General features: G+C 64.1%; 16 protein-coding genes. 5 read left to right on the top strand and 11 right to left on the bottom strand.

The features are described from left to right. Nucleotides 1-18 precede the first annotated feature (18 nt). A complete protein-coding gene (locus AC5RTB_RS12420; protein WP_494061377.1) occupies nucleotides 19-330 on the top strand; it encodes an alpha/beta fold hydrolase in 312 nt (103 codons plus the stop codon). Here the strand turns inward: AC5RTB_RS12420 and AC5RTB_RS12415 are convergent. The 5 genes from AC5RTB_RS12415 to AC5RTB_RS12395 all read right to left on the bottom strand — a co-directional run bounded on the left by AC5RTB_RS12415 (nucleotide 292) and on the right by AC5RTB_RS12395 (nucleotide 5,998). Beyond that, nucleotides 292-1,440: a cysteine desulfurase family protein gene (locus AC5RTB_RS12415; RefSeq protein WP_494061376.1), complete on the bottom strand. Its 1,149-nt coding sequence runs from the start codon at nucleotides 1,438-1,440 to the stop codon at nucleotides 292-294. The two genes, AC5RTB_RS12420 and AC5RTB_RS12415, sit on opposite strands and share 39 nt — an antisense overlap. Next, on the bottom strand, nucleotides 1,437-2,363 hold the full coding sequence (gene nadC, locus AC5RTB_RS12410) for a carboxylating nicotinate-nucleotide diphosphorylase (RefSeq protein ID WP_494061375.1): 927 nt from the start codon (nucleotides 2,361-2,363) through the stop codon (nucleotides 1,437-1,439). Before nadC ends, AC5RTB_RS12415 begins: the two co-directional genes overlap by 4 nt. Further along, a complete protein-coding gene (gene nadB / locus AC5RTB_RS12405; protein WP_494061374.1) occupies nucleotides 2,360-3,907 on the bottom strand; it encodes an L-aspartate oxidase in 1,548 nt (515 codons plus the stop codon). The genes nadC and nadB overlap by 4 nt, the downstream gene beginning before the upstream one ends. After that, entirely contained in the window at nucleotides 3,904-5,205 is a 1,302-nt protein-coding gene (gene nadA, locus AC5RTB_RS12400) for a quinolinate synthase NadA (RefSeq protein ID WP_494061373.1), read from the bottom strand. Before nadA ends, nadB begins: the two co-directional genes overlap by 4 nt. A gap of 82 nt (nucleotides 5,206-5,287) precedes the next feature. Continuing rightward, nucleotides 5,288-5,998, bottom strand: coding sequence for an NUDIX hydrolase (locus AC5RTB_RS12395; RefSeq protein WP_494061372.1), 711 nt, complete (start codon nucleotides 5,996-5,998; stop codon nucleotides 5,288-5,290). Nucleotides 5,999-6,337: 339 nt separating this feature from the next. On the opposite strand from AC5RTB_RS12395, the gene AC5RTB_RS12390 reads away from it, so the two are divergent. Then, nucleotides 6,338-7,138, top strand: a complete 801-nt coding sequence (locus tag AC5RTB_RS12390) for an alpha/beta fold hydrolase (protein ID WP_494061371.1) — start codon at nucleotides 6,338-6,340, stop codon at nucleotides 7,136-7,138. A 139-nt stretch (nucleotides 7,139-7,277) separates the two neighbouring features. Then, entirely contained in the window at nucleotides 7,278-8,243 is a 966-nt protein-coding gene (locus tag AC5RTB_RS12385) for a serine/threonine-protein kinase (protein WP_494061370.1), read from the top strand. An 82-nt stretch (nucleotides 8,244-8,325) separates the two neighbouring features. Here the strand turns inward: AC5RTB_RS12385 and AC5RTB_RS12380 are convergent, their stop codons facing one another. Both AC5RTB_RS12380 and AC5RTB_RS12375 read right to left on the bottom strand, forming a co-directional pair. Beyond that, complete coding sequence (locus tag AC5RTB_RS12380) at nucleotides 8,326-8,505, bottom strand: hypothetical protein (protein WP_494061369.1); 180 nt, start codon at nucleotides 8,503-8,505, stop codon at nucleotides 8,326-8,328. A 137-nt stretch (nucleotides 8,506-8,642) separates the two neighbouring features. Next, nucleotides 8,643-9,518 (bottom strand): DNA-formamidopyrimidine glycosylase family protein, encoded by an 876-nt coding sequence (locus tag AC5RTB_RS12375; RefSeq protein WP_494061368.1) that lies wholly within the window; start codon nucleotides 9,516-9,518, stop codon nucleotides 8,643-8,645. 147 nt (nucleotides 9,519-9,665) lie between these two features. Here AC5RTB_RS12375 and AC5RTB_RS12370 point away from each other — a divergent pair, with 147 nt between their 5' ends. After that, nucleotides 9,666-10,337 (top strand): TetR/AcrR family transcriptional regulator, encoded by a 672-nt coding sequence (locus AC5RTB_RS12370; protein WP_494061367.1) that lies wholly within the window; start codon nucleotides 9,666-9,668, stop codon nucleotides 10,335-10,337. 76 nt (nucleotides 10,338-10,413) lie between these two features. Here the strand turns inward: AC5RTB_RS12370 and AC5RTB_RS12365 are convergent, their stop codons facing one another. Beyond that, on the bottom strand, nucleotides 10,414-11,751 hold the full coding sequence (locus tag AC5RTB_RS12365) for an MFS transporter (protein WP_494061366.1): 1,338 nt from the start codon (nucleotides 11,749-11,751) through the stop codon (nucleotides 10,414-10,416). A gap of 192 nt (nucleotides 11,752-11,943) precedes the next feature. On the opposite strand from AC5RTB_RS12365, the gene AC5RTB_RS12360 reads away from it, so the two are divergent. Further along, the gene (locus AC5RTB_RS12360; protein ID WP_494061365.1) at nucleotides 11,944-12,651 is read left to right on the top strand and encodes an IclR family transcriptional regulator; all 708 of its coding nucleotides are present in this window, start codon (nucleotides 11,944-11,946) and stop codon (nucleotides 12,649-12,651) included. Here AC5RTB_RS12360 and AC5RTB_RS12355 read toward each other — a convergent pair. From AC5RTB_RS12355 to AC5RTB_RS12345, 3 genes are all read right to left on the bottom strand, one after another. Beyond that, entirely contained in the window at nucleotides 12,644-13,987 is a 1,344-nt protein-coding gene (locus AC5RTB_RS12355; RefSeq protein WP_494061364.1) for an MFS transporter, read from the bottom strand. The genes AC5RTB_RS12360 and AC5RTB_RS12355 overlap by 8 nt on opposite strands. Before the next feature lie 71 nt (nucleotides 13,988-14,058). Continuing rightward, nucleotides 14,059-17,154, bottom strand: coding sequence for an AAA family ATPase (locus AC5RTB_RS12350; protein ID WP_494061363.1), 3,096 nt, complete (start codon nucleotides 17,152-17,154; stop codon nucleotides 14,059-14,061). Further along, nucleotides 17,151-18,314, bottom strand: a complete 1,164-nt coding sequence (locus AC5RTB_RS12345) for an exonuclease SbcCD subunit D (RefSeq protein WP_494061362.1) — start codon at nucleotides 18,312-18,314, stop codon at nucleotides 17,151-17,153. Before AC5RTB_RS12345 ends, AC5RTB_RS12350 begins: the two co-directional genes overlap by 4 nt.

The following is an 18,314-nucleotide window of genomic DNA, read 5'->3' as shown; positions in this document are numbered from 1 at the left end:
GAGGCATCCGAGGCAGGCGTGGCGCAGAATCACTACCATGAAGTGCTTTGTCCACGGCCGGCGTCATTCATTGCTGCAGCGAGCGCGTTGAGAAAGTACGACGTCGGCACCTGGCAATCCATCGCGACGCCGACAGTTCTTGCACGGGGAAGCAGGGACATCTTCACCCCACCGTCCGAACTGCGCGCGCTTGCAAACCTCATTTCGCATGCCCGGAGCATGGAGCTGGCCGGCTCCGGGCACTTCGCGCACCTTGAGGATGCGGCCCATACCGCCGCACTGCTCACGACCCTAAGCGCGGCTACCCAACCCCTGGACAGTCTTGACTGACGAGACAACGGCTCGTGCGGCGAGCGCGATCTCTGCGTCGCTCGTTGCAGCTGTCCAGGACAGGCGCAGTGCGGTCTGGGCGACCTCGGCTTCGAGGCCCAGTGCCAACAGCACCGCGGAGGGCTCACTGTCACCCGCAGCGCATGCCGATCCACTCGAGGACACCACACCCGCACGCTCAAGTTCGAGCAGGATCGCCTCACCGCTGGCGCCCGGGAAACAGAACGAAGCGATATTGGGCAACCGCTGCGTACTGTGTCCGGTCAGAATGGCGCCGTCCACTCCGCCGAGCACAGCGTCAATCACATGGTTTCGGCACATCACCGAGGCAGCCGAATGAGCAACCCGCTCCTGCTGCGCCAGCCGTAACGCCGTCGCGAGCGCCACCGCGCCCGCAACGTTCTCGGTGCCGGACCGCTTCCCGCGCTCCTGCCCACCCCCGTGTACAAGCGGCTCCAACGGAAGCCGCGAGCGGACGAAGAGAACGCCGCAGCCTTTCGGCGCGCCGAGCTTGTGACCGGAGATGCTCATCGCGTCCACACCGAGCTCGACGGTATCCAGAGTCAGCCAACCGGCAGCCTGAACGGCATCGGTATGGAAGGGCACTCCCTGCTCATGGCACACTGCCGCCAACGCAGGGATGGACTGCACGGTGCCGACCTCGTTGTTTGCGTACATGAGCGTGCACAGTGTGGTCTCTTCGGTCAGCGCGGCGCGGAGAGTCTCTTCCTCCACAAGGCCCTCCGCGGTCACGGGAAGGAGGGTGATCCGGAAGTCGTGCAGCCGCTCGAGGTAATCCAGGGTTTCGAGCACGGCCGGATGTTCAATCGCCGACGCGACGATATGTTTCCCCCTGGGCCGCGCCAGTGCGATCCCCTTGATTGCGAGATTGTCCGCCTCCGTGCCCCCCGAGGTGAAGACGACGTCGTTCGGTTTGCAGTTCAGCTCCGCTGCTACCAGCCGGCGCGCATAATCCAGGGCCCGTGCGGCAGACTCACCCACGGTGTGGTGGCTGGACGGGTTCCCGTACTCGGTGGTGAGCAGCGGCCACATGGCTTCGAGCACCTCCCGACGTACTTCGGTAGTGGCAGCGGCGTCGAGGTAGATCACCGCACGCCGTCCGCAATGCTCTGGCTGGGGCCCCCTGCATCGAACGCGGCCGTGTCGATACGGATGTCGAGGCCGAGATCGAGCGCCCGGACACTGTGGGTCAGGGCTCCCGACGAAATAATGTCTACGCCTGTGCGCGCGATGGCACCGACGGTTTCCAGCCTCACGTTTCCGCTTGCTTCCACGAGTGCGCGCCCGGCAACCAGTTTCACTCCGGCTGCAAGGTCTTCGAGACTGAAGTTGTCGAGCATGATCGTATCCACACCGGCTGCCAGTACCGGTTCCACCTGGTCAAGGCGGTCCACCTCGACCTCGAAATGGACGGTATGCGGCAAGCGCCGGCGCGCAGCCCGCAGCGCGTCTGTTACATCGATTGCACCGCCCTGCGTCAGTACCGCAAGGTGATTGTCCTTGGCCATGACGGCGTCCGACAGGCTGAAACGATGATTGGTCCCTCCGCCGCAGCGCACCGCATACCGTTCAAGAACCCGCAGCCCCGGGGTTGTCTTTCGAGTGTCCACCACGCGGGCTCCGGTTCCGGCGACCTCGGCAACAAATCGGCCAGTTAGCGTCGCGATACCGCTCAGGCGCTGTGCCAGGTTCAGTGCCACACGCTCGGCAGTGAGGACGGGCCGTGCGGGGCCGGACACGACAGCCAGCGCCGCACCGGCGTCGAACGCGTCGCCGTCACGGACCTCGAACGTGACCCGGATCCGCGGGTCGGTCAGGCGCATGGCTGCCTCGATGACCTGTTCACCGCAGAAGACGCCCGGTTCGCGTGCAATGACGGCCGCTTCCGCGTGTGCTTCCTCGGGTATGAGCGTCTGGGAAGTCACGTCTCCCCAGGGTGCGTCTTCGGCGAGCGCAGCCGCAACGATGCGGTCGATGTCAGCAACGGACGGTCTGGCGAGTGCAAAAGTCACGAGGTGCTCCTCAGGATGATGGGGCTGCCCGACGCGTCGGACATGGCGGGGTAGTCGGCACGGTAGTGAGCTCCACGTGATTCCCTGCGCGCGAGTGCTGCCGAGGCGATGAGCCGGGAGCAGAGCAACAGGTTCGCGGTTTCTCTCTCCCCGAGCGAGGAGCCGGTGGAATGCCATTCGGCGAGTTGCTTGGAGGCAACGCGGAGGCCGGCATCCTCGCGGAGGATTGAAACGTATTCGGACATGACACGCCGCACATCACCGCGGGCAACCTTGAGCGGACCCGGTGCCAGTGTGAGCGTCTCAGCTTCGACGATTGGCCAGGCCGCGGGTCCGGCGGCAATCGCTTCCGCGGCCCGTGCACCGAAGACCAGTCCCTCCAGCAGAGAGTTGGACGCGAGCCGGTTGGCGCCGTGCACCCCGGTCCGGGCAACCTCTCCTGCCGCATACAGCCCCGGCAGGGACGTCCGGCCCTCGGTGTCCGTGACCACACCGCCCATCCAGTAGTGCGCCGCCGGGACGACCGGCAGCACGTCGCGCCCCCAGTCGAGCCCGGCTTGCCTGGTCACCGCGGTCAGACTGGGAAACCGCCGGGCCAGGAAGTCACCGCCGAGCGAGGTTGCATCGAGGAACACCTCCGTACCGCCGGTCCGCGCGAGATGCAGCGCAATGCTCCGGGAAACCACATCACGTGGGGCGAGTTCAGCGGCGGGATGGTAATCGGCCATGAACCGGTGCCCGGTCCCGTCCCTGAGCACCGCTCCCTCGCCACGCACCGCCTCGGAAATGAGCGGGTGTCCGGGAACGTTGAGCGATGTCGGGTGAAACTGGAAGAACTCAAGGTCAGCGACAGCCGCACCTGCCCGCCAGGCGGCAGCAACGCCGTCGCCCGTGGCGAGCGACGGATTTGTGCTGTGCTCGAAAATACCTCCCGCGCCGCCTGTCGCGAGCACGACGGCGTCGGCGGACACCGCCCGAAGCCCACCATCGCGGAGAACGACGGCGCCCGTCACCTTCCCGCCGCTCACGACGAGGTCGGTGACGAACGCGTGTTCCTCCAGGCTGATACCCGGATCCGCCTGGACAGCACGGATAAGCGGAGCAGCCATTCCTGCTCCGGTCGCGTCACCGCCGATGTGGAGGATGCGCGCTGCTGCGTGCGCCGCTTCCCGCCCGAGAGCCAGGTGTCCGTCGACGGTGCGGTCGAAGAGTACACCGAGGTGGATCAGCCTGCCGATACTTGCCGCCGCCCCGGAGGACAGCACGCGCACTGCTTCTTCGTCACAGTGCCACGCACCTGCGGCGAGGGTGTCTGCCATATGGGACCCGACGCTGTCCTCGCCCGGCGCTGCCCCAACCCCGGACCTGTCGAGCAGCGTTGAATCGGGAAGGACCGCCGCTATGCCGCCCTGGGCGTACCAGGTATTGCTTTCGGCAACCTCGCCCTTGGCAAGAATCGTGACGTGCACATCCGAACGCCGGCGTAGTTCCAACGCCGTGTACAAACCGGCAATACCGGTGCCGATCACGAGGACATGATTCACGGCTTGGCCGCCAGCATCCGTTCCAGTGCCACTCGTGCATGAGTCGCCACCTCCGGGTCCACCACGATCTGGTTGCGGACTTCTCCCGCTACAAGACCCTCAAGCACCCAGGCCAGATACCCGGGATGGATGCGGTACATCGTCGAGCACGGGCAGATGACCGGGTCGAGGCAGAAGATGGTGTGCTCGGGGTACTCCGCGGCAAGCCTGTTCACCATGTTGATCTCCGTACCCACCGCGAAAGTGGTGCCCGGAGCTGCCGCGGCGATAGCTTTCCGGATGTAGTCCGTTGAACCGGCTTCATCCGCAGCATCGACCACCGGCATGGGACATTCCGGGTGCACGATGACCCGGACGCCCGGGTACTCGGCGCGCGCTTTCTCGATCTGGTTGACGGTGAACCTCTTGTGGACGGAGCAGAAGCCGTGCCAAAGGATCACCCGTGAATCCAGCAGCTCCTGCTCGGAGTTGCCGCCTAGCACCTTGCGGGGGTTCCACATGGGCATCTGGTCGAGTGGTACACCCATTGCCTTCGCCGTGTTGCGTCCAAGGTGCTGGTCGGGGAAGAAGAGAACCCTCTGGCCGCGTTCGAAAGCCCATTCGAGCACTGTGGCGGCGTTGGAAGAGGTACAGACGATGCCGCCGTTCCGGCCGCAGAATGCCTTGAGCGCTGCGGAGGAATTCATGTAGGTGACCGGGATGACCGGTTGGCGGCCGGCGTCGTCGGGCTCTGATCCGAAAAGTTCCTCAAGCTGCTCCCAGCAGTCGGCTACCGAGTCGGCGTCAGCCATGTCTGCCATCGAGCAGCCGGCGGCAAGGTTGGGCAGGATCACGTTCTGATCGGACAGGGAGAGGATGTCCGCGGTCTCGGCCATGAAGTGCACCCCACAGAACACGATGGCCTCAGCGTCCGGTCGGGTCAGCGCCGCGTTGGCAAGCTGGAATGAATCACCCACGAAGTCGGCATGCTTCACAACCTCGTCACGCTGGTAGAAGTGGCCGAGGACCACGAGGCGGTCTCCTAGCGTTTCCTTCGCCGCAAGGATGCGCGCTTCGAGTTCCGCCTCACCGGCAAGCCGGTACTCCTCGGGCAGCGCGCCCTGACGGGGGGTCGAAGCCGGAGCGATGTCCTGCATGGATGCACCGGGACCGTAATCAGGACCCTGTGCAGGGCTGGTGGGGATGTCGAAGTCCCATGGGTTCTTGGCGAGGTCGGGACTGCACGTTCCGCCCCGTGCTCCTGACCGCCCCGCGTCCTCGCGCGTCATGAGCTGAATGGCGGTATTAATGCTCGTCATGGGACTCTCCCTGGTGGAAACGGGCTCGTGTAAGCCGGTGGGTACTGGGTGGGGTTGGGTGGAGGTTCATGGTCACGGCGCTTCAGCCTGCTGCGGCTGACGCATTGCCGTCTGGCACCGGACCGGCGTAACGGTAGAGCCGCGGCGGTCGGTGGCGCGTGCCGGTGAGGTAGTCGTCGGTGGGCTCAATGTGCGGCGTTGCACGGAGCTGGCGACGGAAATTAGCCGGATCCAGTTCCTTGTCCAGCACCGCCTCGTAGACCTCGCGGACCTGGGCCAGCGTGAAGCGATCCCCGAGGAGGTGGTAGGCGATGGAACCGTACTCCATCTTGTTGCGCAGTCGCCAGAGCGCGTAGTCGACAATCTCGTTGTGGTCGAACGCAAGCCCTTCCAGCCGGTCCGCCCGAAACCATCGAACGTTCTCGGATTCGCGCGTCAACGCAGCCTCGTCCGGTTGCACCAGCGCCCAATAGACAATGGACACCAGACGCTGGCCGACAGAGCGATGCATGCCCCCGAAGGCGTACAGCTGTTCGAGGTATCGAGGCGCCAGGCCGGTGGTTTCAAGCAGATTGCGTGACGCCGCGTCCTGCAGGGATTCGGAATGCGCCAGGGGCCCTCCCGGAAGCGCCCACTGGCCAAGGTATGGCTGGCGGATGCGCCGCACCAGCGGCAGCCACAGGGTCGGGCGTCCGGAGGCCTCGCTGGGGCGCAGGCCGAAAATGACCGTAGAGATAGCCAACGACGGCGGCTGCTGACTCCGCTCGGAGACATTGGCTGACGTTGTGCTCATCCGGCACCCCCTTCCAGGTACGCTGCGACGGGTTATCAGACTAGTTATGGTCAAAGTGACCATAACTCATTGTAGACCGCTCCCCTGCCAGGAACGAATCGGCCCCTGCGAGGCGGTCCTTTACCTCACGCGTCTGGGAACTGCATGGGAATACGTCCCTTCGATTTGCTTTCTCACAGGAGCGGTGACTAAAGTCACACGGGTTGGCCACTGCTGGCCGGGCGGCGGAGATCTGTTCAATGGAGCACAGTTCTCTGCCGCTTTTCTTTTCCCGGCCACCCGCCCTCGGGGCGATAGAGTTCAGGGAAGAGCCGCAGCACGGAGACCCGGGAGGAACGCATGGGACGACACAGCGATCACCTTGTTGAGGGGACGAATCCGGGGCTGAATGTAGTCGTTCATGAGCCGGCTTCAGCATCTGCGCTGAGGCCGGTACTGCTCCTTCACGGATTTGCATCCTCCGCCAAGCTCAACTGGGAAGATTCCGGCTGGGTGCGTGCACTGACGGACGCCGGCCGCGAAGTCATCACGATGGACCTGCCCGGCCATGGTTCAAGCGCCGCGCCGGAAGAAATGGACGCCTACTCCCCCAGCCGCATCCGCGCCGATCTGTTGCAGATCCTGCTGGATGCGCATGTCCGCCCCCTGGTCGAGGATCGCCCCGATAGCGGCGTCGACATCATTGGCTATTCGCTGGGCTCACGGCTCGCCTGGGAATTCGGCGCAACACAACCGGAACTGGTGCACCGAATGGTTCTGGGCGGACCGGGAACCGGTGACCCCCTGGCCTCGTTCGACCTTGCCGCTGCGCAGCAGTTCCTGACCGACGGAACCCCCATTGAGGACCACTCAACCAACGAGCTCCTACGCATGGCACGCCTCATCCCGACAAACGACGTTTTCGCGCTGCTGACCATGGTGGAGGCCATCAAGCGGGAGCCCTACGTTCCCGCAGATGCAGTACCTCACATGCCCCTGCTTCTCGTGGCCGGAGACCAGGACGAACGCGCACGCACCCTTCCGGATCTGGCGGAACTGAGCGGCCGGGCGGAAATTGTATGGCTGCCCGGGCGCACCCATACCAACGCGGTCACTTCGCGCGCCTTCAAGAGCGCGGCGATAGACTTCCTCGCTGCGTAACAATTCCCAAACTTTTGATCGCTGACGTAGTGGGCTGTCTTCCGTACTGCCTCCGACACGGTAGAATAATCGAGGTGATCAGCATGCTTATCACCTGCTTTTCACCCCATAACTTTTCTTTCTTCCCCGGAGGTCTCACGTGGATGAACTCCTGGCCGAGCGGTACCAACCCATTGAGTTGATCGGTACCGGCGGCGCAGCATCGGTGTTTCGGGCACTGGACCGGAACCTCGGCCGGGACGTAGCGATCAAGGTCTTCAACCCCACTACATCCGATGATGACGACTACCGGCGGCAGCACACGGAAACGATGCTGCTGTCGACGCTGAACCACCCCGGATTGGTGACGCTTCATGATGCCGGTCTCCAGGAAGACGGCACCGGCAAGACCACCAGCTTCCTGGTCATGGAACTGGTGGACGGTCTGGACCTGCGCAAACTGCTGAAGTCAGGCCCGCTGCCTTCCGAACACGTTGCGCAGCTGGGCGCCGATCTCGCAGACGCTCTGGCGTACATTCACGCGCAGGGCGTCATCCACCGTGATGTGAAGCCGGCCAACATCCTCATGTACCACTCGGGCGAACACGAAACACGTCTCTACCCCAAGCTGACTGATTTCGGCATCGCACGGATGGTGGAAGCAACCCACTCCACAGCCCACGGCGCCACTATTGGCACGGCCAACTACCTCAGCCCGGAGCAGGCGGAGGGAACCACCGTGGAGGCTCGTACCGACATCTATTCGCTGGGCCTGGTGCTCCTCGAATGCCTGACCGGCGAAAAGGCGTTTCCCGGCCCCGTTGTTGAAGCGGCCGTCGCCCGCCTGCTGCGGGACCCCGAGGTGCCCGAATCTCTCGGCCGCGATTGGGTCCGGTTGCTGACACGCATGACCGCCAGGGACCCGCAGGCCCGCCCCGATGCTCATGAGGTCGCTGTGGCGCTGCGTGCTTTGGGGTCCGACAAGGACGATGACGGCACCATGACGCTCAACCTGCCGACCACGAGCGAGGCACAGATGGACACGCCCGACGTCATTACGGGCGGGATAACCACCGGAAACGTGCACATCCCGGAACCGCCGTCACGGGCGCCGTCCCTCGGCTAGCTCCTTTCCCGAACAAGGAACGGACCCGCAGCACGAAGGCGCTGCGGGTCCGTTCTTAGTTACGGGGTTCGTGAGGCTGCCGCTAGCTGCCGCCCCCTTCGGAGTCCTTCCCGGTGTCTTCCTCGGGTTCGAAGCTGCTCGGCTCCTCAGTGGTGGTGGCGCCAACGCCGTCCTCTGTATTGGGAATGGTTCCCTCCGGCTCCGTGTGCGACGAATCCTCGCCCTGGTCGTCCTGCGCGCGGTCGCTTGGTTCACTTGTCATGATGACCTCCGTGGTTGGAACCGGATTTCTTACACTCTCGATCTTAGGGTTCCCGGTGGAGCAGTAAAAGGGCAGGGCATCAGCGACGATCCTAATCCGGCAGACGAGTGCACCTCAGAAGGTATTAAGGTGCCCGGTCACTTCAGGAATTTGGAGGTCCGCCGGTCAGCAAGCGGTTTGCCTCCCGTTTGGCACTTCGGGCAGTACTGGAGCGCCGAATCGGCAAATGACACCTCCCGAACGGTGTCACCGCACACGGGGCAGAGCTCGCCGGTTCTACCGTGCACTCTCATTTCGCGCCGCTTGGCATCCTTCAGTTCCTTCGCTGGTTTGCCTGCAGCAGCGCTGATAGCGGCTCCGAGAACCGAGTGCATGGCCTCGTGCAGCGTCACCAACTGCTCGTCACTGAGGTTGGCCGCCAGCGCAAACGGGGAGAGTCTTGCGGCATGCAGGATTTCGTCGCTATAGGCGTTGCCGATCCCCGCAATGAACGATTGATCACGCAGCACACCTTTCAGTTGGCTGCGATGTCCGTGCAGCATCGCCACGAACTGTTCCTGCCCGACATCCAGCGCTTCCGGACCCAGTCTGCTTACGCCCGGGACCTCGGCGACATCACGCACAAGATAGACCGCGGCTGACTTCTTGGTGCCGGCCTCTGTGAGGTCGAACCCATGGCCGGAAGGTTCGGTGCACCTCAGCCTGAGCGCGATAGGGCCTTTACCGGGCCGCAGAAGGGTGTCAGGCATGGAATCGGACCACCGAAGCCACCCGGCACGCGCCAGATGCATCACGAGGTGGACACCTTCCAGACTCAGGATGAGGAATTTACCCCGCCTGTCGACGCCGATGAATTTCATGGAGGACACCGCTGAAAGCGGCACCTCGGCCGTCTTGAGCACGGCGAAGGAACCAAGCTGAATGTCCCGTACACGGGCGGGGGCGCCGCCGTCGGGAACCAGTTTGCTGGCCAGGAACTGGGCGAGCCCCTGCACCTCAGGCATCTCCGGCATGGCACTACGGTAGCAGCGGACACGCTGCCCAGGAGGGCGGCGCCACGCACCATCCGTGTCCGCGGGACCACTGCAGGATGTCTTCCATTACCGTGTAGGTGAGGGAGCATCCCGCTCCGGGCTGGGAAGGATTCAGGAATACACGCAATGGTCAGCGCAACCGGTTCGTCCCGTCGATCAGCCGGCAGGCCGCTGAGCAGGGTTCTCTCCCAGGAAGCCATCACCCGGGCCGCCCTCACGCTCATCGAATCCCGCGGGTATGAGGGGCTGACCATGTCCTCCCTGGCGCGCGCGCTGAAGGTGGCACCGTCGTCGTTATACAACCACGTCGAGTCCAAGGGTGACGTACTGATTCTGGTGCAGGACCACGTGATGACCCAGGTTGACGTATCGGGGTTCGAGACAGAGCCGTGGAATGAGGCCATCCGCCGGTTCGCATGGTCCTACCGCGATGTCTTCACCCGGCACACTCCGCTTATCCCGGTGATCGCCGTATTGCCGGTGAGCGGTGCCCCGCAGACCCTGGCCGTCTATGAGGCGGTCACCCGCGGGTTTGAAAGGGCGGACTGGCCGGAGCCCCTAATTGTTCCGGCAATCATCGCGTTGGAGTCCTTCATTTTCGGGTCCGCTTTCGACGCGACTGCCCCTGAGACGATCTTCGAGTCGGGGCAGCTCGCAGGACACTATCCGCGATTTACCTCCGCAGTATCTGCGCAGAAGAAGACCGCGGACCAGCGGCAGGCCGACATAGCATTCGGCATGGGGCTTGACGCGCTCATCCTCGGCTTGCGAGAACGGGCGGCCGGGTACTCAACGTAGCCACAGGCAGCAGGAAGGCCGCCCCACCGGCACCCGGTATTCCTACCTGCGGGCGGTGAAGCGGCCTTCTCCGGTGCTACTTCGCTTCCGTGTGGCTTTCGGTTACACGCAGCGGCACCCCGCGTGTTTCCTTCACAAGGGTCACGCCCACGAAGGAAATGACGCACAACACCATGATGTACACGCCGATCGAGATCGAGGATCCGGTGCCCGTCAGCAGCGCTTCCGCGATCAGCGGGGCGAAGGCTCCGCCCAGGATCGCGCCCAGGGCGTACCCGATTCCGATCCCGGAGTACCGCACGTTCGCCGGGAACATTTCGGCGTACATCGCCGACATCGGTCCGTAGGACAACCCGAGGCCGATCGTGAGGATGAACAGTGCAACACCATAGGCGACGATATTGCGGGTATCGATCATGAGGAAGAGCGGAATCATCCAGACAAAGATGAGAGCGTAGCCAATCTGGAACGTCCGCACCCGGCCTATGCGGTCTGAGAGGATTCCTCCGTACATTGTGAAGGTGAGCCACCCGAATGAGGCCAGCAGGGTGGCGAACAGCACGGGTCCTCCAGGCATGCCGAGCGTACGCTGGGCGTAGGCTGAGAAGAACGCGATGAGCAGGTAACCGGCTGCGTTGTTTGCAATGAAGATAGCTGCCGTGAGCACAACCTGCTTGGTGCTGTGCTTGAAGAGTTCCTTGAGCGGAACCGACGACTCCAGCTTCCGCTGGGTCATCTCCTTGAAAACGGGGCTCTCGGCGACTGCCATGCGAATGAAGAACCCGACCACGATCAGCACGACGGAGAGCAGGAACGGCACACGCCATCCCCAGGTGAGGAAAGCTTCCTCGGACATCGACGAGCGGAGCACGAACAGCACGAGGGTCGCGAGGATCATTCCAAGCGGAACACCGATCTGGGGGTATGCGCCCCAGAAACCGCGCTTGTTCACAGGTGCGTGCTCAACGGCCATCAGGGCAGCCCCACCCCATTCGCCGCCGGCCGAGAAGCCCTGGAGGACACGCAGGAGCATCAGCAGGATGGGCGCCGCGACGCCAATCTGGGCGTAGGTCGGGAGGAGGCCGATCAACGCCGTGGCTGTGCCCATCATCATCAGGGTGAAGACGAGCGTGGCCTTGCGCCCGATGCGGTCGCCGAGGTGACCGGCGACTACTGCCCCGAGTGGCCGGAAGAAGAAACTGATACCGATCGTGGCCCACGAGACCAGCTGTGCGAGTCCGGGACTGTCCTCGTTCAGGGGCGCAAAGTACAGCTGCGCGAAGATGAGACCCGCCGCCTGCGCGAAAATGAAGAAGTCGTACCATTCGATGGTTGTGCCAACCATTGTCCCGGCGACTACCTTGCGGTCCTCCCGGGACATACGCTGCCGAGGGGCAGCCGTTGAAGACGTCATTGTTACTCCAAGTGGACGGATTGAATTACCGACAGAACGTTCGGTAATTGTGGTCTAGATCATACCCGTAATCAAGAGTGCGGCCCAGTCCTGCGGAGATCGCATGCAAGTCTAGTGGGGAGAGGGTGGCTGGGATTTCCCTTGTTGTTCGATAGTTGAACATATCGTTCCGATATAGAATAATATCCGAACGTGACCCCCGACACAACGATTCAGCATTCACAGACCCTCTCCCGCGGTCTGCGTTCCCTCGAGATACTTGCGGACGCCCCGAGGGCGTTATCCATCGCAGAATTATCCGCGGAACTGGGAGTGCATCGTTCCATCGCGTATCGGATCGTTCGGACACTGGAGGATCATTCGCTTGTCGTCAGGGATGATGCGGGCAAGATCTCGTCGGGTCCCGGTCTTGCCGCGCTCGCCCGGGGAGTCTCCCGCGACCTTCAGACCGCTGCGCTTCCGGAACTGACCGTTCTGGCGAATGAACTGGGTATGACCGCTTTTGTTGCTGTCTGGGACCGCCATGACTGCGTGACGCTCGTTACCGTGGAGCCGCGTCATTCCCGTGCCGCCGTCGCGCAGCGTCCGGGGACCCGGCACGCCTTCAGCGCGGGAGCGCCTGGGATAGCGATTCAGTCCGCTGTCAGCGAGGAGGAGTGGGAACGGCTTGCGCCCGGTCAGCTTTACCGCGCCGAATCTGCTTCGGCGCGGACGCAGGGATTTGCCACCAGTCACGACGAGGTCATTGCCGGCCTGTCTTCTGTTGCCGCGCCAGTCAGGGTACCGGGGCGCCTGCCCGCGGCGGTTGCCGTCGTCTATATCCGTTCGGCCCACCCGGAGGCCGAACTCGGCGCCCGGATTGCAGCCAGTGCCCGCGCCATTGAGGAACAGCTCAGCTGACCTCTGCGGCTTCCGGACTGCGACGAAGGACACCGGCTGAGACGAGACCCAGGAACAGCAGCACGACGGCGGCCACGACAGGCACCAGGAAAGCATTCGGCACACTGCCCTCCGCCAGCGCTCCGGCAATCGAAGCGCCGATGGCGGTGCCTGCGACGATTCCACTCGCCAGCAGGGTCATCACGGTCCCGACCAGATGCTTGGGCGCCACCAGCGAACCAACGCTGAAGATGCTGACCATTGTTGGTCCTACGGGGAGGCCGAGGACAAGCAGTGCGGCGAGCATCAGCGGAATGTCAGGCGCGAGGAGGGGCAGGAACGCGGCGATGCTCATGGTCCCGGCTGAGGCCACCCACCGCAGCGGGTGCCTGAATCGCCGCGGCCAGTACGCCACGGACAGCGCGGTGAGCGCGGAGCTGATGCCCATGACGGCATAGAGCAGGCCGGCAGCCGTCTCAACGCCGAAGCCGCCGGCGAAGGCGATCAGTGCCGTCTGCGTTGAGCCGAAGAACGTTCCCATACTCACCATGCCAAGAACCGGCAGCGCCACGAGCAACCGCGCGCGCGAAGTTCCTTGCTTGCCTACCATGCGGGACTCCTGAACCTTGGGACGGCGGCGCAACGGAATCACCGCCCGTTCGGTGGGGTGGACAGCGAAGGCGGAAACGAAGGCAACAGTGAGCGCCGCTGCCAGCGCCAGCGGCAGCCAGGGCGCAATGAGGCTGGCCAGTAGCCCGACCAGGGCAGGACCGAGTACGAAAGTCAGCTCGTCCGCCGTGCTCTCGTAGGAGAGCGCGGTATCAAGGTCGGTTGGACGCTTGCCCTGGGTCAGTGCCATCCAGCGAACCCGTGCCAGGGGGCCAATCTGCGGGCAGGTTGCACCCATCAGGAACGAGGCAATCAGCGTGGGCAGGAGGCCGGCGCCATCACCCTGGAGTCCGCTGACGGCAAGCAGGGCGACGATGGCCAGAGCGTTGAGCGCAGCCGCGACCAGCAGGGCCGGGCGCTGGCCGTGACGGTCGGCCAGGTAGCCGAGAACCGGCGCGCCCAGGGCGGAGCCGATTCCCACCGACCCGGCTGCGAAACCGCCGAATGCATAGGAGTCAGTGGCGGCGGTGACGAGGGTGAGCGCTCCGATCGTGAGCATCGCCAGTGGCAACCGTGCGACCAAACCCAGCGGAATGAAGCTTGAGCCGGCAATGTCCGGCAGACGGCTGAAGCGTCCACGATCGCTAGCGGGCGGAAGTGTGTTGCGGGGAACGGGCGGTGTACCCGATCGTGCGGCGGACGCCTGTTCGGGCGGAAAAGTCTCAGATTCAGAGGTTGGTGTAGCCATGTGTCTTCCGGGTACTTCGAAACGCGCATCGTCCCTCCTCCCGATGCGCCCAACCCGATAACAGCTCGATTTTACACTCGCTGGAGCTGATTCACTAAGCGGACGCTTGAGCCTCTCCGGCCCTTGGAGACGTGCAGCTGCGCCGGTATCCGTTGCTTGAGTTCGCCGACGTGGCTGACCAGGCCGACCACGCGTCCGCCGTCGCGCAGGTTTTCGAGGGCGTCCATCACCTGTTCGAGTGACTGCTCGTCAAGGCTTCCGAATCCTTCATCGACGAACAGTGTTTCGATGTCGAGGCCGCCTGACTCCTGCTGTACAACGTCCGCCAGCCCCAGCGCGAGCGCCAACGAGGCCATAAACGATTCCCCACCGGAAAGCGTTGCGGTGTCGCGGCGCATTCCGGTCCAGCTGTCGATGACGTTGAGTCCGAGCCCGGACTTCCGGTTTCCCGACTTCGAGTCGCTGTGCACCAGAGAATACCGCCCGTCCGACATCTTCTGCAGCCGCGCGGTGGCGGCGTCTGCGACCTGTTCCAGGCGGGCGGCAAGCACGTAGGTCGCCAGGCTCATCTTGTAGAGGTTCTCGCCGTTGCCACGGGCTGTATCCGCGACCGATTTCGCGAGCTGGTATGCCTGCCGCAGCGGGATCAGACGTTCCTCAAGGGCTGCAGCGCGGTCCGCGTACGAACCCAGCTGAACTACGGACTGTTCAAGCAAACCCACCTCAAGCACAGCGCGGTCAAGCCGCCTGGCCGATTCTGCTTCGTCGTTGGCGGCGGAGGCAATTTCGTCCTCCCCAGGGAGCGCCCCGCCATCCTTCTCCAGGGCGGCCGCGGCAAGATTCTCCGGTCGCTCCAGGTCCCGTTCGATCCGGTGAGCTGAATTCTCGGCGTCCCGGATGGCCTGCTCGGCACGCTCCACCTGCGCGTCACTCAGCAGGGCGTCACGGACAGCATCCGGCGACGCGAAATTCGTTGCTGTCAGTTCGGTATGTAATGCGGCTTCGGCTTTCTCCAGTCTCGTCTCTGCCTGCTCGCAGCGGCTCAGTGCGGCGCACACCGCGCCAAGCCGTCGCTCCGCCGTCTCAAGCGCCGCTGCCTTTTCAGACGCGGAGTTGTAGGGACCGCGCACCTGGGAGAGCCTCGCGGTCAATGCAGCCCGTTGTTCCAGAAGCGCTTCAAGCCGTGATGAGTCTTCAGCCTGGCTCCGAGTGAGGTCAGCCTGTTGGTCCTGCAGGCCGGTGAGCTTTTGCTCCAGCTCGGATTTTCGTGCGCTGATTTCCGTGGCCGCGCGTACCGCCTGTTCCGCTTTGGCATGTTCCTGTTCAAGTGATGAGAGCGCGGCGCGTAATTCAAGTTCCGGTGTGTCCCCGCTACGGGCGCGCAGACCAGCGGCTCTGAGAGCCGCTGAGTCGCGAGCCGCTGAGGTCTCCCGCAGCCGGACCTCGGCGTGTTCCTGGTGCGCACGCGCGAGCTCCTCTTCCTCGCGGCTCACCAGGGATTGCGACCCTGCTGTTGCCGGCATCGGATGTTCTTCGCTCCCGCAGACCGGACATGGCTCGCCTGCGCTCAACCGAGCCGCGAGTTCCGCTGCTGTTTGTTCCAGACGCAGCTGGAGCTTCCGCAACCAGTCCCCCTTCGCGGTGAGGAAGAGCGCCTGCTGTTCCTTTTGCTGCTCCTCGAGCTCCCGCAGGGAACGTTCCGCTAGTTCCGCCTGCGCCAGCAACTCCAACCGGGCGCCAGCTTCCGCACAGTCAGTTGCCAGCTGCGCCGCGCGTCCTGCTGTTGCCTCGGCAAGGGCCAGCCCCGCTGTGAGCTCCGTAAGCTCCTGTCCGAATTTCTCCTGGGCCCGCCTGCACTGGGCCGCTTCCAACCTCTGGTCTTCGAGCCTGCACTTGAGATCCTGGATTCGCCGCGCGAGCTCGGTGAGGTCATCTTCCAGCGGAAGAACCGCCCGCGCCTCGGCCAGCTTTTCCCGAATCTGCTCGTGTGCCCGCGAGGAGCAGGCCAGCGACCCCATAGCCTCCGGCTCGAGGAGTTCGGGTACCTCGTGCCCCACCGCAGGGTCCGTCTTCAGCTGGAGCGTTGCGGAAAGGAGTTGCTCCTGGTCGATGCACAACTGTTCCGCTGTCTCATCCCGAGCGTGGAGAGGTCCGTGGAGGATCTGTGCCCGCCTGTGGTTCTCCAGGCTGGACCGCAGCGCTGCCGCCTTCCCCAGCGCAACCTGGTTCGCCTCAGCCTCGGCCGTGAGGCGGCGGAAGGCAATGCGGTCACGGCGTTCGGCCTCAAGCCTGGAACGCTGCTTTGCCGAGGCATCCCGCAGTGCGGTGAGCTCCTTGGCGTGGCGACGCCCTGTAGCCAGGGCGGCCGTCAACCGATCCTGCAGTGCACCAAGATCCGGTTCCGGGGCAGCAGGTTCGCTTCCCCCCGGGATCGTGTCGGACAATTCTTCTTCGGGAAGCACTGAGGGAGTCGACAAGGGTTCGGCAGATAAGCCGTGACGCTGTACTTCTTCAGCAGCCCGGGCGAAAACATCCTCCAGTTCCCCCTCGACCTTTTGAACCCGTGCAGCGGCTTTGGCGGCGTGGTCCGCGAGCATCTGCTCCACGGTGGAAAACCGGTCGGTCGCGAACAACCGCTGCAGGAGCTCACCGCGAGCGGTAGCGTCCGACCGGAGGAACGCCGCGAACTCGCCCTGCGGCAGCATAACCACCCGTGTGAACTGCTCACGGTTCATCCCGAGGAGGTTCTGCAGTTCCGCTCCAGCCTCATCGTTGCGGGTGGAGCGGACGACCCACTCCCCCGCAACCCGCTCGCGCAGGAGCGTTTTTGCCTGCTCCGTGGTTGTTCCGATGCCCCGCCTGGACGGCCGGTTCCAGGACGGGTTCCGCGTGACTTCCAGACGCCGGGCTCCCGCCGAGAATTCGCAGACCACCTCCGGCGCGAGGCCGTCTGGGGCGTGGTCGCTGCGCAACCGCTTGGCGTTCTGGCGCGCCCCGGGGACAGAACCGTACAGGGCGTAGCAGATCGCGTCGAGCACACTCGACTTACCCGCGCCGGTAGGCCCGTTCAGCAGGAACAGCCCCTGCTCGGTGAGGGTGTCGAAATCGATGTGCTGGCGTTCAGCGAACGGGCCGAAGGCCTGTATCTCGAGCCGGTGGATTCTCATACGCCGCTCTCCGCAGCACGCAGGGCATCAATTGTTTCGGCGAACAGGGCCGCCTCCTCCGCGTTGGCCTTGCGCTGGCGTACGTGCTCAAGGAAGCCGCAGCAGATCGCGGCGTCGTCAGCCGCCTGTGCGATGCGTTCACTGTAGGTCCGTTCCTCACCGGGGGTTCGCGACGCAGGTTCGAAGGCGAGCACCAGTGTGCCGGGGAAACGGGCGCGCAGCCGTTCCATGGCGTGCTGCGGCCGCTCAGTGTCAGTCAGCGTCACGTGGCACCAGGCACCCTCTGCTTCAACATAGTCGGGTGAGGAGATGAGCTCATCAATGGGACCGCGCAGAATGGCCAGGTGGCGTGGCGGTGTCCACCTCACCGTCCTGATCCCGCCCACACCATCCAGCCCGATGTCGATGAGCCAGGCACCCTTCGACTGATGTGCCTCCGAGAATGAATATGCCAGCGGAGAGCCGGAGTACCGGACGCGCTCACGCAACTGCTGTTGACCGTGCAGGTGACCCAACGCAGCGTAGTCAAAATCCTTGAAGAGATCCAACGGCACCACGCCGAGGCCGCCCATGCTGAGCTCCCGCTCGCTGTCCGACCCGACACCACCGCTCACGAAGGTGTGTGCCATGACCACTGAATGTACGGTGTTCCGACTCCGACGGCGCGCCAGATCAGTCCGCACCCGTTCCAGCGCCGCGGACGTCACAGCAGTATGCGTTGCACTCACACACCCAAGCCGGTCCGCAACCATGCGCGGTTCCAGATACGGCACTCCGTACACTGCAACCTCAACGCCATTCTCCAGCGGGAATACCGCAGGGCGTCCGATATCTTCCAGCCGCGTGCGCAGGTGGACGCCGCCGCGCTCGATCAGCTTTCCACCGAATCCCAGCCGCACTGCTGAATCATGGTTGCCGCTGCTGACAACCACTTGCGCGCCCGCCTCCGTGATCCGTTCCAGCGCCTCGTCGAAAAGTTCGACGACGTCGACAGCAGGCAGCGCGCGATCATAGACATCACCGGCAATCAGGACCACATCCACGTTCTCCTCGCGGACCGTCTTCTCCAGCTGGTCGATGAAAAGTTGCTGCGCCTCAAGCATTCCCACCCCATGGAAGGATCGACCCAAATGCCAGTCCGACGTGTGCAGTAACCTCAT

Source organism: Arthrobacter sp. M71 S08 (genome assembly GCF_059089725.1).
Note: the sequence above shows the minus strand (reverse complement) of the source record. Positions and strands in the feature narration are given on the sequence as shown.

Excerpts from the sequence above, each read along its gene's own strand:
- AC5RTB_RS12375 (WP_494061368.1), bottom strand. The coding sequence starts at position 9,518 with ATGCCGGAGATGCCTGAGGTGCAGGGGCTCGCCCAGTTCCTGGCCAGC.
- AC5RTB_RS12365 (WP_494061366.1), bottom strand. The coding sequence starts at position 11,751 with ATGACGTCTTCAACGGCTGCCCCTCGGCAGCGTATGTCCCGGGAGGAC.
- AC5RTB_RS12390 (WP_494061371.1), top strand. The coding sequence starts at position 6,338 with ATGGGACGACACAGCGATCACCTTGTTGAGGGGACGAATCCGGGGCTG.
- nadA (WP_494061373.1), bottom strand. The coding sequence starts at position 5,205 with ATGACGAGCATTAATACCGCCATTCAGCTCATGACGCGCGAGGACGCG.
- AC5RTB_RS12395 (WP_494061372.1), bottom strand. The coding sequence starts at position 5,998 with ATGAGCACAACGTCAGCCAATGTCTCCGAGCGGAGTCAGCAGCCGCCG.
- AC5RTB_RS12370 (WP_494061367.1), top strand. The coding sequence starts at position 9,666 with ATGGTCAGCGCAACCGGTTCGTCCCGTCGATCAGCCGGCAGGCCGCTG.
- AC5RTB_RS12355 (WP_494061364.1), bottom strand. The coding sequence starts at position 13,987 with ATGGCTACACCAACCTCTGAATCTGAGACTTTTCCGCCCGAACAGGCG.
- AC5RTB_RS12380 (WP_494061369.1), bottom strand. The coding sequence starts at position 8,505 with ATGACAAGTGAACCAAGCGACCGCGCGCAGGACGACCAGGGCGAGGAT.
- AC5RTB_RS12345 (WP_494061362.1), bottom strand. The coding sequence starts at position 18,314 with ATGAGGTTACTGCACACGTCGGACTGGCATTTGGGTCGATCCTTCCAT.
- AC5RTB_RS12350 (WP_494061363.1), bottom strand. The coding sequence starts at position 17,154 with ATGAGAATCCACCGGCTCGAGATACAGGCCTTCGGCCCGTTCGCTGAA.